Annotated in this window: 14 protein-coding genes; 6 read left to right on the top strand and 8 right to left on the bottom strand. The window is 67.1% G+C overall.

Annotated elements, in window-relative coordinates; translation table 11 throughout:
* Positions 1-47: 47 nt before the first annotated feature.
* Genes ipdC through echA20 form a run of 4 tightly spaced genes read right to left on the bottom strand, consistent with a single transcriptional unit; the run spans position 48 to position 3549 of the window.
* Entirely contained in the window at positions 48-1127 is a 1080-nt protein-coding gene (gene ipdC / locus AC0LPE_RS02770; protein WP_490605560.1) for a (3aS,4S,5R,7aS)-5-hydroxy-7a-methyl-1-oxo-octahydro-1H-indene-4-carboxyl-CoA dehydrogenase, read from the bottom strand.
* Positions 1124-1882 carry a cholesterol ring-cleaving hydrolase subunit IpdB gene (gene ipdB, locus AC0LPE_RS02775; RefSeq protein WP_088897577.1) on the bottom strand — a complete coding sequence of 253 codons (759 nt, stop codon included), beginning with the start codon at positions 1880-1882 and terminating at the stop codon, positions 1124-1126. The genes ipdC and ipdB overlap by 4 nt, the downstream gene beginning before the upstream one ends.
* Complete coding sequence (ipdA, locus tag AC0LPE_RS02780) at positions 1879-2757, bottom strand: cholesterol ring-cleaving hydrolase subunit IpdA (RefSeq protein ID WP_183070638.1); 879 nt, start codon at positions 2755-2757, stop codon at positions 1879-1881. Before ipdA ends, ipdB begins: the two co-directional genes overlap by 4 nt.
* A gap of 30 nt (positions 2758-2787) precedes the next feature.
* A complete protein-coding gene (echA20, locus tag AC0LPE_RS02785; RefSeq protein ID WP_120281339.1) occupies positions 2788-3549 on the bottom strand; it encodes a (7aS)-7a-methyl-1,5-dioxo-2,3,5,6,7,7a-hexahydro-1H-indene-carboxyl-CoA hydrolase in 762 nt (253 codons plus the stop codon).
* Between the two features lie 124 nt (positions 3550-3673).
* Here echA20 and AC0LPE_RS02790 point away from each other — a divergent pair, with 124 nt between their 5' ends.
* Complete coding sequence (locus AC0LPE_RS02790) at positions 3674-4891, top strand: acetyl-CoA C-acetyltransferase (RefSeq protein WP_120281340.1); 1218 nt, start codon at positions 3674-3676, stop codon at positions 4889-4891.
* Positions 4892-4963: 72 nt separating this feature from the next.
* On the opposite strand, the gene casG is transcribed toward AC0LPE_RS02790, so the two are convergent.
* Positions 4964-6643 carry a steroid-24-oyl-CoA synthetase gene (gene casG, locus AC0LPE_RS02795; RefSeq protein ID WP_490605561.1) on the bottom strand — a complete coding sequence of 560 codons (1680 nt, stop codon included), beginning with the start codon at positions 6641-6643 and terminating at the stop codon, positions 4964-4966.
* Positions 6644-6878: 235 nt separating this feature from the next.
* On the opposite strand from casG, the gene AC0LPE_RS02800 reads away from it, so the two are divergent.
* From AC0LPE_RS02800 to AC0LPE_RS02820, 5 genes are all read left to right on the top strand, one after another.
* The gene (locus AC0LPE_RS02800; RefSeq protein ID WP_120281342.1) at positions 6879-7688 is read left to right on the top strand and encodes a MaoC/PaaZ C-terminal domain-containing protein; all 810 of its coding nucleotides are present in this window, start codon (positions 6879-6881) and stop codon (positions 7686-7688) included.
* 26 nt (positions 7689-7714) lie between these two features.
* On the top strand, positions 7715-9394 hold the full coding sequence (locus tag AC0LPE_RS02805; RefSeq protein ID WP_160877746.1) for an AMP-binding protein: 1680 nt from the start codon (positions 7715-7717) through the stop codon (positions 9392-9394).
* A gap of 167 nt (positions 9395-9561) precedes the next feature.
* Entirely contained in the window at positions 9562-10722 is a 1161-nt protein-coding gene (locus tag AC0LPE_RS02810; RefSeq protein WP_160877748.1) for a 3-ketosteroid-9-alpha-monooxygenase, oxygenase component, read from the top strand.
* Positions 10723-10733: 11 nt separating this feature from the next.
* The gene (locus AC0LPE_RS02815; protein ID WP_120281345.1) at positions 10734-11003 is read left to right on the top strand and encodes a hypothetical protein; all 270 of its coding nucleotides are present in this window, start codon (positions 10734-10736) and stop codon (positions 11001-11003) included.
* Between the two features lie 49 nt (positions 11004-11052).
* Positions 11053-11856, top strand: coding sequence for an SDR family NAD(P)-dependent oxidoreductase (locus AC0LPE_RS02820; RefSeq protein ID WP_490605562.1), 804 nt, complete (start codon positions 11053-11055; stop codon positions 11854-11856).
* A gap of 174 nt (positions 11857-12030) precedes the next feature.
* Here the strand turns inward: AC0LPE_RS02820 and AC0LPE_RS02825 are convergent, their stop codons facing one another.
* The 3 genes from AC0LPE_RS02825 to AC0LPE_RS02835 form a co-directional block, all read right to left on the bottom strand.
* On the bottom strand, positions 12031-13083 hold the full coding sequence (locus tag AC0LPE_RS02825; RefSeq protein ID WP_455408044.1) for a 2Fe-2S iron-sulfur cluster-binding protein: 1053 nt from the start codon (positions 13081-13083) through the stop codon (positions 12031-12033).
* Positions 13084-13200: 117 nt separating this feature from the next.
* On the bottom strand, positions 13201-14547 hold the full coding sequence (locus AC0LPE_RS02830; protein ID WP_490606303.1) for an MFS transporter: 1347 nt from the start codon (positions 14545-14547) through the stop codon (positions 13201-13203).
* Between the two features lie 227 nt (positions 14548-14774).
* Positions 14775-15920 carry an oxidoreductase gene (locus AC0LPE_RS02835; protein ID WP_160877752.1) on the bottom strand — a complete coding sequence of 382 codons (1146 nt, stop codon included), beginning with the start codon at positions 15918-15920 and terminating at the stop codon, positions 14775-14777.
* Positions 15921-16045 lie beyond the last annotated feature (125 nt).

A 16045-nucleotide genomic window follows, 5' to 3' on the forward strand; every position in this document is an offset into this window, starting at 1 on the left:
TGATGAATCGGCGAGCGGATGGGCGGGGTCGAAGGGAGAGCTCGGAATCAGGCGGCGGGACGCCCCTGATCGCGCAGGGCCGAGAGGGCGTCGATGCGCTCGACGGCCTCGGCGACGATGCGATCGATCAGCTCCTGGCAGCTCGGCAGGTCGTCGAGCATGCCGACGACCTGGCCCGAGGCGAGCACACCGGCGTCGGTGTTGCCCTCCACCAGGCCGGCCTTGAGGAGCATGGGGGTGTTGGCGGCCATGATGATCTGCTGCCAGGTGCGGTCGCTCGCCTTCTTCATGGCGAGGCCGTCCTTGACGATGGTCGACCACTTCATGCCCGTCATCGATTTGAACTTCGTCGCGTTCCGCGCGGCCGCGACCAGTCCCTTCGCGTAGCTCGACTTCTCGAGGCTGTTCACCAGGTCGGTGTTCAGGACGCGGTGCGGCATGCCGTCGACCTTGAGTGACACGGTGGTGTCCTGCAGGCCCCGCGAAAGGTACTGCTGCTTCACCGAATCCGGAACGGCGCTGTCGCTGGTGAGCAGGAATCGCGTACCCATCGCGATGCCGGCCGCGCCGTAGGACAGTGCGGCGGCCAGGCCGCGGCCGTCGAAGAAACCACCGGCGGCGACGACGGGGATGTCGACGGCGTCGAGGACGCTCGGCAGCAGCAGGGTCGTCGCGACGGGACCGGTGTGGCCACCGCCCTCGCCACCTTGCACGATCACCGCGTCGGCACCCCACGAGGCGACCTTCACGGCATGCTTGGCGGCACCGATCGACGGGATCACGACGATGCCGTGATCCTTCAGCTTGGCGATCAGCTCCTTCTTCGGTGCGAGCGCGAACGACGCGACCTTGACCTTCTCGCGGATCAGCAGGTCGATGCGCTCGCCGGCGTCCGAAGCGTCGGCGCGCATGTTCACACCGAACGGCTTGTCGGTGAGCGACTTCGTCTTTGCCACGGCCGCTTCGAGCTCGGGATAGGTCATCGTCGCCGACGCGAGGATGCCGAGGCCACCGGCGTTCGACGTCGCGGCGGTCAGCCGCGGGCCGGACACCCAGCCCATGCCCGTCTGAACGATGGGGTGCTCGATGCCCACGAGCTCCGTCAGTGCTGTGCGCAGGGTGCTCACAGCGCAACCTCACGGTCGCGGAGTCCCTTGGGGTCGATCACCTCTCGGATCAGACGCAGTTCCTCGGCGGTGGGTTCGCGGGTCACACCGGCCTCGTCGAGACCGGCGACCTCGAAGGACGTGTTCTCGGCGACGGTCTCGGCCTCGACACCCGGGTGCAACGAGAGCGCCCGGAAGCTGTGGCCGGGGCCGCCGAAGTCGAAGACACCGAGGTTGGTGACGACCCGCGCGATGTCCAGGAAGCGGTACGCCGGGTTCTCGGGATCGACCTTGTCGTATCCGACACCCGAGACGATGTCGACCGTGTCGACGAAGACACGCGAGGAATGCTTGCCGACCCAGTAGCTGGTCGCATGGTTGATCGTGTTGCCGGGAGCGCCGCGCACACCGAACATCTGACGCGTCGGCTGCTGGAGCGGACCGAAGGCCGACAGGTTCTGGTTGCCGTACCGGTCGATCTGGTTGGCGCCCATCACGACGTGGCGGCGACCCGACGCGACGACGTCGAACACCTTGCGGAACGGCATCCAGCCTTCGATCGGTGCCTTCGCGCCGAGGGCCGGGACGTCGGCGAGGATGAGTGCTTCACCGTCGGTGATCAACAGGTCGGGCTCGGTGGTGAGCTTGGCCAGGCGTGCGCCGATCTGCGGCAGTGTCGCCATCGGGCTCGCCATGATCTCGCCGGCACCCGAGAAGATGTCGGCGCATGCGATCGCGCAGTACTCGGCGCGGGTCACGGTCTCGGTGGTGGTCATGCCTGCTCCTGTGCGAACTTCTGGACTGCGGCCTGGTAGTCGTCCTCGCTGCCCGAGAGGAAGCGGTCGACGAATGCCTGCCACGCCTCGGGGTCCTTGGCGGACTCGGCGTAGTGGCGCTGGAACTTCTCGTCGCGGCCGTAGCTGTCGCCCGCGAGGGTGAAGTGCGCCCCGTTCGGCGCTTCGACGATCCCGTCGACCATCATGCGGTTGAGCAGGAGTTGCTGGAGCGGAACCTCTTTCACGAGCTGCTCGGTCTCGACGATCTTCTCGACCGAGACGTAGCGCCGCTCGGCGGCCATGCAGTAGAGGTCGTCGAAGTACGGGTCGACACCCTGGTAGCCGGCGTTGCCGTGCTTGTCGCCGATGTTGAGGTGCACGAACGCCGCGTCGAGGTTCAGCGCCGGCATGGCGATGAGGGTCTCGGTGCCGTCCGGGCCGGGATACGGCGAGGTGACGGTCTTCAGTTCGCCTTCCCAGAAGTCGACGACGGCCGAGCCCAGGCCTGCGCGGATGGGCAGGAACGGCAGGCGTGCCGCGGCGGCCTCCAGGCCGCACTTGATCATGCCCTCGTCCATCTCGCGGGCGACGATCTCGCCGCCCGTGCGGGCCTTGGCGAACCACGGATCGTAGAACGGTGCCGAGTCGAGCGAGACGAATCCGTAGTAGGCCTTCTTCACCTTGCCCGCCGAGCACAGCAGGCCCAGATCGGGGCCGCCGTAGGTGACGACGGTCAGATCCTTCACGTCCGAGCGGAGGATCGCCCGCACGAGCGCCATGGGCTTGCGGCGCGACCCCCAGCCACCGAGGCCGATGGTCATTCCGCTGCGCAGCTCGCCGACCACGTCGTCGAGCGACATTCTCTTGTCACGCATGGTGTTCCGAACTCCTGGTGGTGTGAGGCGTCAGCTGTTGCTGCGCGGCTTTCCTGTTGCGACGAACTCGTCGCGGTGCTCGTCGGCGATGCCGGCGAGATTCAGCTCGAAGGTGAAACCCTGCTCGAGGCGGTAGCTCGTCTTCACGTCGACGGGGTCGATGCGGTTGATTGCTTCCTTCGCGCGGCGGATGACGCGGGTGTCCTTCGCGGCGATCGTCTCGGCGACCTCGCGTGCGGTGGCGTCCAGTTCGCTGCGCGGCACGACCTTGTACACCGAACCGAAGTGCTCGAGCTGCTGCGCGGTGACGTTCTGCGCCGTGTAGTAGAGGGTGCGCATCATGTGCTGAGGGACGAGGCGCGCGAGATGCGTTGCGGCGCCGAGCGCACCGCGGTCGACCTCGGGCAGGCCGAAGACGGCGTCGTCGGAGGCGACGATGACGTCCGCGTTGCCGACGAGGCCGATGCCGCCTCCGACGCAGAAGCCGTTGACGGCGACGATCACCGGTACCTCGCAGTCGTAGACGGCGGCGAATGCGGCGGCGCACCCGTGGTTGGCGGCGATCAGGGCGTCGAACCCTTCGGTGGCCTGCATTTCCTTGATGTCCACACCCGCGTTGAAGCCTCTGCCCTCGGCGCGCAGGATCACCGCGTGGGTGTCGAGACTGCGCCCGGCCGTGGTCACGGCCTCGGCCAGGTCGAACCAGGCCTGTGAGGGAAGAGCGTTCACGGGCGGGAAGTCGACGGTGACCGTGGTGATACCGGCGCTGTCGGAGGTCGAGGTGATGCCCATGGCATGTTCCTAACGTCTGTACCGAACCAAGCGATTGCTTGGTAAGTTAGCACAGGATAGCCGCCGGACCCAGAGGGTCGAAGGGTCGTAGGGTCGAAGTACGACCGAACATCGAGGAGAGAAGATGCCCGAAGCAGTAATCGTGTCCGCAGTACGGTCGCCGATCGGCCGAGCGCGTAAGGGCTCGCTCGCGTCGATCCGTCCGGACGACCTCGCGACGCAGATGGTCGCCGCAGCGCTCGCGAAGGTTCCCGAGCTCGATCCCGCCGAGATCGACGACCTCATGCTCGGTTGCGGCCAGCCCGCAGGGCAGTCCGGCTTCAACATCGCGCGTGTCGTGGCGGTCCAGCTCGGCTACGACTTCCTGCCGGGTGTCACCGTCAACCGCTACTGCTCGTCGTCGCTGCAGACCACCCGCATGGCGCTGCACGCCATCAAGGCCGGGGAGGGCGACGTGTTCGTCTCGGCCGGCGTCGAGTCGGTGTCGAGCTTCGTCACCGGTAACGCCGACGGACTGCCGAATACGAAGAACCCGCTGTTCGACGACGCGCAGGCGCGCAGTGCGAAGCTCGCCGAGGGTGGCGTGGCGTGGACCGACCCGCGCAACGAAGGCCTGCTTCCGGACGTCTACCTCGGCATGGGGCAGACCGCCGAGAACGTCGCCTCGCACACCGGCATCTCCCGCGAGGACCAGGACCGCTGGGGCGTGCGTTCGCACAACCGGGCCGAGGAAGCCATCAAGAGCGGCTTCTTCGAGCGCGAGATCACCCCGGTGACCCTCGCCGACGGCACCGTCGTGTCCACCGACGACGGTCCGCGTCCGGGCACCACCTACGAGGCGGTCAGCCAGCTGAAGCCGGTCTTCCGCCCCGACGGCACCGTGACCGCCGGCAACGCCTGCCCGCTCAACGACGGTGCGGCCGCCCTGGTGATCATGTCCGACACCAAGGCGAAAGAACTCGGGCTGACCCCGCTCGCACGTGTCGTCTCCACCGGTGTCTCGGGCCTGTCCCCGGAGATCATGGGCCTCGGACCGATCGACGCGACCCGCAAGGCTCTGGCCAACGCGAACATGGGAATCGACGACATCGACCTGTTCGAGATCAACGAGGCCTTCGCCGTCCAGGTCCTCGGTTCCGCTCGTGAACTCGGTATCGACGAGGACAAGCTCAACGTCAACGGCGGCGCGATCGCGCTCGGTCACCCCTTCGGAATGACCGGTGCTCGCATCACCACGACACTCATCAACAACCTGCGCACCCACGACAAGCAGTTCGGTGTCGAGACGATGTGCGTCGGTGGAGGCCAGGGCATGGCGATGGTGCTCGAGCGGTTGAGCTGAGCCGACCCCGTTCGGGTGGGCCGGGCTCCGGCCCGGTCCACCCGGTGGCGCTCGTGAGGCGCAGGCGTGCGGTTACCAGGGTCCGGACGTGTCGCGCCATCCCTTGCGGATGATCTTCCCAGTAGCGTTGCGCGGCAACAGGGAGGACGTCAGCGTCCACTGCGTCGGCACCTTGAAGTATGCGAGATGCTCGGAAGCGAAAGTCGTCAACTCCTCGACGGTGACCGTGGAGCCTTCGACGAGCACGACCACCGCCGCCACCTCCTGACCCCATTCCGGGTGGGGAGCGCCGGTCACCATGCATTCGCGGACCGCCGGGTGCAGGGAGAGGACGCGTTCGACCTCCGACGGATAGACATTTTCGCCGTTCTGGTGGATGAGGTCGGCGCGCCGGCCCACCAGACGCAGCCGGCCGTTCTCCACAACTCCGAAATCGCCTGTGCGCAACCAGCGGTCGGGCGTGATCGCCTCGGCTGTCGCGGCTTCGTCGTCCCAGTAGCCGAGCATGACGAAGGGGCTGCGCACACACACCTCACCCACGCGGCCGTCGGGCAGCCATGCGCCGGTCTGATCCCGGATCTCGAGGCTCACCGTGATGATCGGCGCGCCCACCGTGCCGGGGAACTCCTCGAGTTCGGCGGCAGAAGCCACCGCGATCGACGTGCTGCACTCGGTGATGGTGTAGCTGTCGACCATGGCGTGCTTGCCGAACGGGAGCCGCTCGCGCAGACGCTGCTTGAACTCGGGTGTCGACGGTTCCGAGGACAGGGTGAAGCGTGTCAACGAGGTCAGGTCGTATCTGTCGAGGTCTTCGTCCTCGAGCATCCGCGCCGCCATCGACGGCACGGCCATCCAATGGGTGACCTGCTCCGCTTCGATGAGTTCGAGCACGGGATGTACCCCGTACCATCCCTGATTCATCACCACGGTGCTGCCGGTGGCCAGGCGCGGCACGATCGTGTTGTGCAGGCTCGTGATGTGGAACAGCGAGGACGTCAGCAGATATCTGGAGTCCGACGGCACCGACCGGTCGTATGCAGCCCCGGTCCAGATCGTCGCGATCGCGTCGAGGTACCGGTGGTAGTCGACCACCGCCAGCAGATTCCGTTGCGAGTGCAACGCACCTTTGGGGTCGCCGCTCGTGCCCGAGGTGTACAGGAGAACGGCGGGATCGTCCTCGGCGACCCGCGGCGGCGGCGGTTGCGCGCCGTCGAACTCCGCGACCAGCCGCGGTAGATCCTCCTCGATCGACAACACCACGGTCTGCGCACGATCGATGCCGGCGACGGCCGCGGTACGCGGACCGTCGACGAACACCACCCGCGGTCGCGAATGGCGGATACCGAACTCCAGTTCCGGCTGGACCCACCAGGCGTTCAATCCCACCGAGATCGCGCCGAGGGCCTGTGTCGCCCAGAACGCGGTGACCCATTCGGGTCTGTTCGCCGACAGGATCGCCACGCGGTCGCCCGAGCGCACCCCGTACCGCTCGTGCAGGGCTGCGGCGAGGGCGTAGGACATGCGTGCGTTCTGGGCGAAAGTGATCCGGCGATCGGCGGTGACCAGGTACTCGCGGTCGCCCCAGACGAGGGACTGCGAGAGCAGATCCGCCACGGCGACGTCACGTTTACGCATGACGGGCATCGCGGTGCCCAGGATTTCCTGCACGACGATCTCGAACTCGCCGCCCGGGCCGGTGAGGCGCGATACCAGCTGATCGAGGAAATGGGAGGGATCGGACGGGATGGTCATCGCCTGTATCCCACCGGTGTCCCTGCACGCTTCACGAACGTCCCCTCCTCCATCGAGTGCGTACCGCCAGAATCTCACGACGGGTCACCCCGACCTCGAATGTACCGGTGAGTGGGACGGGCGGTGACGGTCACCACCGCTCTCCCTAGCCTGTGACCTGGGCGTCTGTGGAAAGCGAGGTCCTGTCTCCGTCGGGCCGCCGCCCGGCGCCCCCATGAGAAAGGACTGAGATCGAATGACCGCAACGACGTCGACGCCCGCGCAGTGGCGAGGCCACGACCTGGGTGCCCGCACGGTCCGATACGACGAACGGGACGCGATCCTGTACGCGCTCGCGGTGGGCGCCGGTGCGACGGACCTCGACCTCGTGTTCGAGGAGCGGTTGCGGGTACTGCCGACGTTCGCTCTGACGCTGGCCCAGTGGGCACCGGATGCTCTCGGTGCGCTCGGTGCCTTCGACACGTCCACCGCGCTCCACGGCTCCCAGAGCCTCGAGGTGCTCGCACCGTTGCCGCGTTCCGGGGAGATCGCGATGTCGGCGCGCGTCGGTGAGGTCTGGGACAAGGGCCGGGCGGCGGTGTTCGAGGTCGTCGTCGAGAGCGAGTTCTTCGTCGCGACCTGGTCGTTGTTCGCACCGGGAGCGGGAGGTTTCGGCGGCGAGCGCGGACCGTCGGCGCCGGCTGCGCCGGAGGGGGAGGCCGACCTGGTCGGCACGCTCACCACCCACGCCGACCAGGCCGCGCTCTACCGGCTGACCGGCGACCGGCACCACATCCACATCGATCCCGAAGCCGCAGCGCGAATCGGACAGCCCCGCCCGATCCTGCACGGACTGTGCACGCTCGCCGCCGCGACGCTGCCCCTGGCCGACATGCTCGGAGCGCACCCGGCCGATCTGACGATGCTGTTCGGGCGGTTCGCGGCCCCCGTCTTCCCCGGCGATGCGGCACAGGTCCGCGCCTGGGGTGACGCAGCGGATGCCCGCTTCGACGTCGTCACGGAGACCGGCGCCGTTCTGTCCGGCGGTCGCGCCGCTTTCGCTTGATCGCCACAACCGTCTGGAGGAAAGACTTGGACACGTTCGCAGAAGTAGTGCGCGCTCGTCACGGTGACCCGAAGGTAGGGTTGCGTTTCGAGGACCAGCAGTGGACCTGGGGCGAGGTGGTCCAGGAAAGTGCCGATCGTGCCGCCGCGATCGTGGCGACCGTGCCCGCCCCGGCAGATCGGCAGCGTCATATCGGGATACTTCTCGAGAACGTCCCGGATTTCGTGTTCTGGATCGGTGCGGGCGCTCTGGCCGGGGCGGCCGTGGTGGGTATCAACGCCAGCCGTAGCGGTCCGGAGATCGCCCGGGACATCCGGCACGCGGATATCGACCTCGTGGTCACCGAGTCCCGCCTCGCCCATCTCCTCGAGGGCACCGACCACGGGTTGCCCGCCGACAGGATCTACGACATCGACGACGCGCGGTACGGGCAGTTCCTCGAGCCGTTCCGCGGCGCGGACCTGCCGGGGACCATCCCGTCCGCCGACGACATCGCGCTGCTGCTGTTCAGTTCCGGGTCCACCGGTGCCCCGAAGGCCGTCATCGTCGGTCAGGGACGATTCGCCCGACTCCTCGGGCCGCTGACCGAGCGTGTGCGCATGCGCGAGGATTCGGTGGCCTATCTGTGCATGCCGCTCTTCCACGGAAACGCGCTCATGCTCAACCTCGGCACGGCCATGCATGCCGGCGCGACCGTCTGTCTGATCCGGAAGTTCTCGGCGAGCAGATTCGCCCCCGACGTCCACCGTTACGGCGCCACCTTCGTCAATTATGTCGGACGCGCCCTGTCGTACATTCTGAGCCGGCCGGAGGACCCCCGTGACCGCGCGAGCACCCTCGAACTCGCGTTCGGCACCGAGGCGTCCGAAGCCGACGTGGCCCGCTTCTCCGAACGCTTCGGCTGCACGGTCGTCGAGGGTTACGGCATGAGCGAAGGTGTCTTCCGCATCAACCGCACCCCCGACACTCCGACCGGATCGCTCGGCGTCGCCGTCGGAGGCGTCGACGTCCGGATCCTCGACGAGGACACGGGGCAGGAGTGCCCTCGCGCCCGTTTCGACGAGACCGGTCGTCTCCTCAACAGTGACGCCGTCGGTCAGATCGTCGCGCGTGGTGCCGCTCATACCTTCGAGGGCTACTACAAGAATCCCGAGGCGATGGCCGACCGGGTCAAGGGCGACGATTTCTGGTCGGGGGACCTCGGGTACCGCGACGAGAACGGTTTCTTCTACTTCGCCGGAAGATCCTCCGACTGGCTTCGCGTAGACAGTGAGAACTTCTCCGCCACCCCGGTCGAGCGCATCATCCTGCGGGTGCCGGGCGTTCTGTCCGCCCCGGTCTTCGCCGTGCCCGATCCCACGACCGGGGATCAGGTCATGTGCGCCGTCGAACTCGAGCCCGGTGCGGAGTTCGATCCGGTGGTCTTCGGGGCGACCCTCGCCGAGCAGCCCGACATGGGTGACAAGTGGTGGCCGCGATTCGTGCGCGTCACCGACCGGATCCCGCTGACGGGGAGCAACAAGGTGAACAAGGCTCCGTTGCGGGCGGTCGCGTGGAACACCTCCGACACGGTCTACGTGCGTGTCGGACGGACCTCCGAGTACGTGCTGCTCGACGACGCGGAACGCGCACGCATCGAGAAGGAGTTCGTCGCCAACGGCCGGGCGGCCCTGATGCCGACCGCCGAGCCTGCCCCGGTTGCGTGATCGCGGCCCGGCGCGGTCTCAGGACGGCGGAAGGTCTCGACCAGTGAGATGTCCTCATCAGGGGTGATACCGATCACCTAGCGTTTCGGTCGTATCGCGACGGAATGCTCCAGCGGACTCCGCCGCCTGACCTCCTCAACGCTTCCCTCCCGAAAGGACGGACGACCGTGAGCATCGGCACTTCCGAACAATCCGAGATCCGCGAGATCGTCGCCGGGTCGGCTCCCGCCCGCTTCGCCCGAGGCTGGCACTGCCTCGGTCTGTCGAAGGATTTCAAGGACGGCAAGCCGCACTCGATCGAGGCCTTCGGGACCAAGCTCGTGGTGTGGGCCGACAGCAACGACGAGATCAAGATCCTCGACGCGTACTGCCGGCACATGGGTGGGGATCTCAGCCAGGGCACGGTCAAGGGCGACGAGATCGCGTGTCCGTTCCACGATTGGCGCTGGGGTGGAAACGGGCGCTGCAAGAACATCCCGTACGCGCGGCGCGTTCCTCCCATCGCCAAGACCCGTGCGTGGCACACCCTCGATCAGGACGGCATGCTCTTCGTGTGGCACGACCCTCAGGGGAACCCGCCGCCCGCCGACGTGACCATCCCGCGCATCGAAGGCGCGACGAGCGACGAGTGGACCGACTGGGTCTGGTACACCACCGAGGTCGACACCAACTGCCGGGAGATCATCGACAACATCGTCGACATGGCGCACTTCTTCTACGTGCACTACTCCTTCCCGGTCTACTTCAAGAACGTCTTCGAAGGCCAGGTGGCCAGCCAGTTCATGCGGGGCCAGGCCCGTGAGGACACCCGTCCGCACGCGGCAGGACAACCGAAGATGCTCGGAAGCCGCTCCGACGCAAGCTACTTCGGACCGTCCTTCATGATCGACGATCTCGTCTACCAGTACGAGGGTTACGACGTCGAGTCGGTCCTCATCAACTGCCACTACCCGGTCTCCCAGGACAAGTTCGTCCTGATGTACGGCATGATCGTCAAGAAGTCCGATCGCCTCGAAGGCGAGCAGGCCCTGCAGACCGCCCAGCAGTTCGGGAACTTCATCGCGAAGGGCTTCGAGCAGGACATCGAGATCTGGCGGAACAAGACCCGTATCGACAACCCGCTCCTGTGCGAGGAGGACGGCCCCGTCTACCAGCTGCGACGCTGGTACGAGCAGTTCTACGTCGACGTCGAGGACGTCGAGCCGGCGATGACCGACCGCTTCGAGTTCGAGATGGACACCACCCGCCCGGTGGCCGCCTGGATGAAGGAAGTCGAGGAGAACATCGCCCGCAAAGCCCTCGAAGAGCAGTCCACCCCTGCGGGCTAGGAGCGGAGAACATGCAGAACCGGATGGCGCCGTTGCGGTGCGGTGAATGCGCCGCGCAGGTGCTCGTGCAGAAGAACAGCTGGGAGCACACGTCCATCCAGTGGAACACCGACGCGCGCCGTCGTTGCCCCGTCGTCCGGGACGACGACGGGCGCGAGGGCCGCCCCGGTGCGCCCCGGATGTCGTGCTCGAACCTCGACGCCGCGATCGCGAAGGCGGCCGCCTCGGGTGTCATCGAGGTCTTCGACGACACCCCGATCCGAGCCCCCATCGTGCAGTGACCGTTCCCTCCCGACCTTCCGCTCCCGACTACTTCTCGAAGGACCGACGATGCCAGAATCCCTCGACCTCGATCGCTCGTACTACGGCCCGTGGGCTGTCATCGCCGGCGGCTCCGAAGGCGTCGGCGCCGCGTTCGCCGACGAATTGAGCGGCGCGGGTTTCGATCTCGTGCTCATCGCGCGTAAACCGGAACCACTGGAAGAGACGGCGGACAAGGTGCGGAGCAACGGCGTGCAGGTGCGCACCCTCGCGCTGGATCTGCTCGACGACGACGCCGTCGAGCAGATCCGCACGGCCACCCAGGACATCGAGGTCGGCCTGTTCATCTTCAACGCCGGCGCGAACAGTTACGGCCACGAGTTCGTCACCGGCGACCTCGACGGGTTCCGCGGCGTGATCGACCTCAACGTCCACCGGCAGATCGAGTTGTCGCACCTGTTCGGTGGGCCGATGAAGGAGCGTGGCCGCGGCGGCATCATGCTGCTCGGGTCGCTCTCCGGATACATGGGTGCCGAACACCAGAGCATCTACGCGGCATCGAAGGCGTTCAGCCGCGTCTTCGCCGAGAGCCTCTGGCTCGAACTCGCACCGCACGGTGTGCATGTGGTCGAACTCGTCCTCGGTGTCACCCGCACCCCGGCGATGGTGCGTGCGGGTCTGAACTTCGACATTCCGGGGATGCTCGTCGCCGAGCCGGAGGATGTCGCACGTGAAGGTCTCGAGCACCTGACCGACGGCCCCGTATGGGTCGCCGGCGGCAACTACGAGGCCGCGGTCAAGCGCAGCGGGTTCCCGAGGAACAAGCTCGTCGAGGGTGCAGCAGCAGCGATGCGGGCCCTGCTGAACCGCTGATCAGCGCGATCCCCACCTACTCGTCCCCGGGTGCCGTACGGCACCCGGGGACGCTCCATTTCACGACGCTGCGTCGTACGCGGAGTGCATCCGTTCCCGCACGATCTCGCCCGGACGGACGAAGGCCCCGCACCGCAAGAGGCGGTACAGGGCCTTCGGTTCGCTACGGCCGGTTCAGAAGTCGATGCGCACGTTCTTGCTCTTGGGCCTGGCCTGGCATGCGAGGACGTATCCGTTGGCGATGTCCTCCTCGTCGAGGATCGCCGACGGCGGGGTGTCCACCTCTCCTTCGACGACGGTGCACGCGCACGAGCCGCACTCGCCCTCTCGGCAGGAGTAGGGCACGTCCAGGCCCTTCGACAGCATGATGTCGACCAGGGTGGCACTGCGCGGCCACACGAGGTCGTGTTCCTCGCCGTCGAGCTGCACCGTCACGGAGGCGGCGTCGGTGTCCGACTCGTCGATCTCCACGGCGGGCACGTCGGCGAACGGATCGCCGGACAGAGAGGTGAAGACCTCGGCGTGGATCCGGTCCTTCGGGACGCCGGCCAGCAGCAGGCCTTCGCGGACGGTGTCCATGAACGGCCCGGGTCCGCACATGTATGCGCGGTGATCGGCGAAGGAGGAGATCAGGGTCGCGAGCTGCTGCGGGGACGGCAGGCCCTGCACGCTCTCGAGCCAGTGGACGACGGTGAGGGCGTCGGAGTGGCGTGCGGCGAGCTCACGGAGTTCTTCGGCGAAGATGACGGATTTCTCGTCGCGATTGCCGTAGACCACCACGACATTGCGGTTTCCGCTGTGCAGTGCCGACTTGAGGATCGACATCACAGGGGTGATCCCGCTTCCGCCGGCGAACAGGACGAGCTTCTCGGTGAGGTCGACCGGGGTGAAGACTCCTGCGGGTGGCAGCACCTCGATGCTCTGACCGGCGGTGACGTTGTCGCACAGCCAGTTCGAACCGTATCCGGCCGCGGTGCGCTTGACCGTGACCTTGAGGGGTTCGTCGGCGTGCGGTGAGCTCGCCAGGGAGTAGCACCGCGCAACGGAACCCGTCATGTCGCTCGGAATGCGCAGGGTCAGGAACTGTCCCGGTTTGTAGGTGAAGTCCGCTCGGCGGTCCTCGGGTACGTCGAACACCAGTGAAACGGCGTCGGCGGTTTCCTGGACGACTGCACTGACGGTCAGCACGATGGAGCGTGAGCCGACCGGTGTCTCAACGGCTGTCATCACAGTGGGTTCCCTTCGATACGAAAACTTCTCGATCGGACCACGGTAGAACGACGCCGACACCGACGCCCGTCTCCTCCCGGTAATCGGGACAGCGGGAGGAGACGGGCGTTCGGATCAGGCGGTGCGCGCGGTGCGCGGGATCAGCACGGTGATCCCGATGGTCACCACGGAAAGCGCGATGAGCATGCCGCCGACCATGTTGATCCCTGCGAGGGGGGTCGCAGCGAACGCGAGCAGCATGGTCGCGATCGACGTTCCGACACCCTGGCCCGCGGTGCGCAGCACGGCGTTCGTGCCGGTCGTCTCGCTGGTGTTGTGCTCGGGCACGGACTCGACGATCAGGTTCGGAATCGCCGTGTAGGCGAAGGCGGTCGCGACCGACACCACGACGACCATGGCGGTCATGGCCACCACGGAGTGGTGAGCGGTGAGCATGACGACGACGCCGACGATGAACAGGGCGGTGCCGAGCAGCATCGAGGCGCGTGAACCCACTGCGGCGGAGATCCGGCCGCTCAGCGGGGTGCAGACGAATCCGAAGAAAGAACCGATGAACGAGAGCCAACCCGCGTGTGTCGCACTCAGGCCCAGGCCGAAGTCGCCGGTGGACGGCGTCTGCATGATGATCGGGATGATCATGGTGACCACGCCCAGCGGACCCGCCGCGATCGCGACGGTCGCCAGCATCGTGAGCGAGAACTTGCGGTCGGCGAACAGTCGCACGTTGATGATGGGGGAGGGAGTGCGCAGTTCCCACCGCACGAGCAGGACGAGGGCGGCGGCGCCACCCAGGATGAGACCGAGGGTGCGCGGGTCCGACCAGCCCCATGCCTGGGACTTGTTGACACCGAGCAGGATCGCGGCGACCGCACCGGCGAAGGTGACCGCGCCGATGTAATCGATCTTCTCGGAGGTCCCGGTGGGCCGACGCCACGGCAGGACGAACCAGACGAGCAGCAGAGCGAAGATCGCATATGCGGCTGCGACGACGAAGATCATGTGCCAGCTGGCGTTGTCGATCAGCAGACCGGCGACGAGCAGCGACGCGGAACCTGCTGCGACTGCGGAGCCGGAGATCAATGCGACGGCAACGGGGACGCGGGAGGCGGGAAGGTGCTCACGGGCCAGCCCGATGCACAGCGGCAGGATCGCGCCGGCCACACCTTGGATCGCGCGGCCGATGATGATGCTGGTGAGACTGTCGCCGACGGCGCTGACGATCGAGCCGAGCGCCGCGACGGCGAGCAGGACCATCAGGATGCGTTCCCGGCCGTACATGTCGCCGAGTCGTCCGCACACGGCGGCCGAGGCAGCCGAGACGAGGAGGAAGGCCGTCACCGCCCATCCGACCGTCGATGCGTCGCTGTCGAATTCGGTGATCAACGTCGGGATCGCGGCGAACATCATCGATGTTTCGAACGCGCTGATGATCTCGACGGCGATCAGGACCGACACGATCACCCATACCGGTTGCTGCCGGTCGAACCGGCTCCGCCCCTTCGGGGTTGCGGCTTCCGGCTGGGAGAGTTCATTGGCGTAGGAAGTCAAAGCACATTCCAGACTCTCGGCGGCCCGAGCGCGGGCCGTGTTTCCCTGCCCCACGAATGGGAGTGGCTCGGATCACTTGGTATCGCAGGTGAGAGCTGTCACGCTGTGCTATCTCGCTGAGCGAGAACGCCTTCGGGATGTCAGATCAGCGCGGCCTCGTGTACCGAGCGGTCGAACTCGGGGAGTTCCGCGCCGTTGCGGAGGGTTGTCGCGAGAGAAGGGTCGGCGAGATGCAGACGTCCGATGGCGATCAGATCGAACTCGTCGTCGCCCAGCCGTCGTTCGAGTTCGGGAACGTTGTTGCGCGCGGGCGCGCTGCCCTGGAGGCGGCTCTCCCGCAACGTCGTCGCGATTCCGACACTGCCCACGGCCATCGAATGTGCGCCGGTGACCTTCTTGGCCCAGCCCGCGAGGGTCAGGTCGCTGCCTTCGAATGCCGGAAGGTCGAAGCGGCGGATGCTCGCGTCGAACACGTCGACGCCGGCTTCCTTCAAGGGGGTGAGGACGGCCTTCAGTTCGTCGGGGGTGTGGGCGATCCGGGCCTCGTAGTTCTGCTGCTTGTGCTGCGAGAAACGGTAGAAGATCGGCAGGTCGTCGCCGATGCGCGAGCGGATGGCGGCGACCACCGTCGCGGGGAAGCGGGTGCGGCGCTCGAGGTCGCCGCCCCATTCGTCGTCGCGGAGGTTGGTGCCTTCCCAGAGGAACGCGTCGAGCAGGTAGCCGTGCCCTCCGTGGAGTGCGATGCCGTCGAACCCGGCTTCGGCGGCAGCGGCGGCTGCGTCGGCGTAGGCATCGACGACCTGTTCGATGTCCTCGGCGGTCATGGCTCGCGTGGGTGCGGAGGCTCGGGCGATGTAGTCCTCGCCGTAGGACGTCACGCCGAGCTCGCCCCAGATCCCGGACGGTCGCATGGGGACGAGGTCGGGGTCGACATCCGCGCTCATCGCGCCCCAGAGGGGGCCGACGTGCCAGAGCTGGGGAACGATGCGTCCGCCCTCGGCGTGGACCGCATCGACGACGCGACGCCAGCCTTCGAGAGCTGCTTCGCCGTACATGTGGGGCACGCGGGGGTTGTCGACTGCCGTCGGGTGCTCGATGGCGACGCCCTCGGTGACGATCAGGGCGGTGCCGCCCGCGGCGCGTCGCCGGTAGTACTCGACCACGTCCGGTCCGGGTACGCCACCCGGGGAGTGGGAGCGGGTCATCGGGGACATCACGATGCGGTTGCGGAGCTCGAGGGAGCGCACCGTCAGGGGGCGGAAGAGGGGGGACTCGGTTTCTGACATCTCGGTCTCGACTCTTTCGGCTCGGCGGGCGACGGGTGCAGGCAGATTCCGCCCACATCCGAGGTTGTACCCATCGCTCGGCCCGGGGGACAGGGACCTCCTGCTCAGTGAGACGTGTCGGCGGA

It is taken from the genome of Rhodococcus sp. S3 (assembly GCF_058211795.1).

Excerpts from the sequence above, each read along its gene's own strand:
- ipdB (WP_088897577.1), bottom strand. The coding sequence starts at position 1,882 with ATGACCACCACCGAGACCGTGACCCGCGCCGAGTACTGCGCGATCGCA.
- ipdA (WP_183070638.1), bottom strand. The coding sequence starts at position 2,757 with ATGCGTGACAAGAGAATGTCGCTCGACGACGTGGTCGGCGAGCTGCGC.
- echA20 (WP_120281339.1), bottom strand. The coding sequence starts at position 3,549 with ATGGGCATCACCTCGACCTCCGACAGCGCCGGTATCACCACGGTCACC.
- AC0LPE_RS02790 (WP_120281340.1), top strand. The coding sequence starts at position 3,674 with ATGCCCGAAGCAGTAATCGTGTCCGCAGTACGGTCGCCGATCGGCCGA.
- casG (WP_490605561.1), bottom strand. The coding sequence starts at position 6,643 with ATGACCATCCCGTCCGATCCCTCCCATTTCCTCGATCAGCTGGTATCG.
- AC0LPE_RS02800 (WP_120281342.1), top strand. The coding sequence starts at position 6,879 with ATGACCGCAACGACGTCGACGCCCGCGCAGTGGCGAGGCCACGACCTG.
- AC0LPE_RS02815 (WP_120281345.1), top strand. The coding sequence starts at position 10,734 with ATGCAGAACCGGATGGCGCCGTTGCGGTGCGGTGAATGCGCCGCGCAG.
- AC0LPE_RS02820 (WP_490605562.1), top strand. The coding sequence starts at position 11,053 with ATGCCAGAATCCCTCGACCTCGATCGCTCGTACTACGGCCCGTGGGCT.
- AC0LPE_RS02825 (WP_455408044.1), bottom strand. The coding sequence starts at position 13,083 with ATGACAGCCGTTGAGACACCGGTCGGCTCACGCTCCATCGTGCTGACC.
- AC0LPE_RS02835 (WP_160877752.1), bottom strand. The coding sequence starts at position 15,920 with ATGTCAGAAACCGAGTCCCCCCTCTTCCGCCCCCTGACGGTGCGCTCC.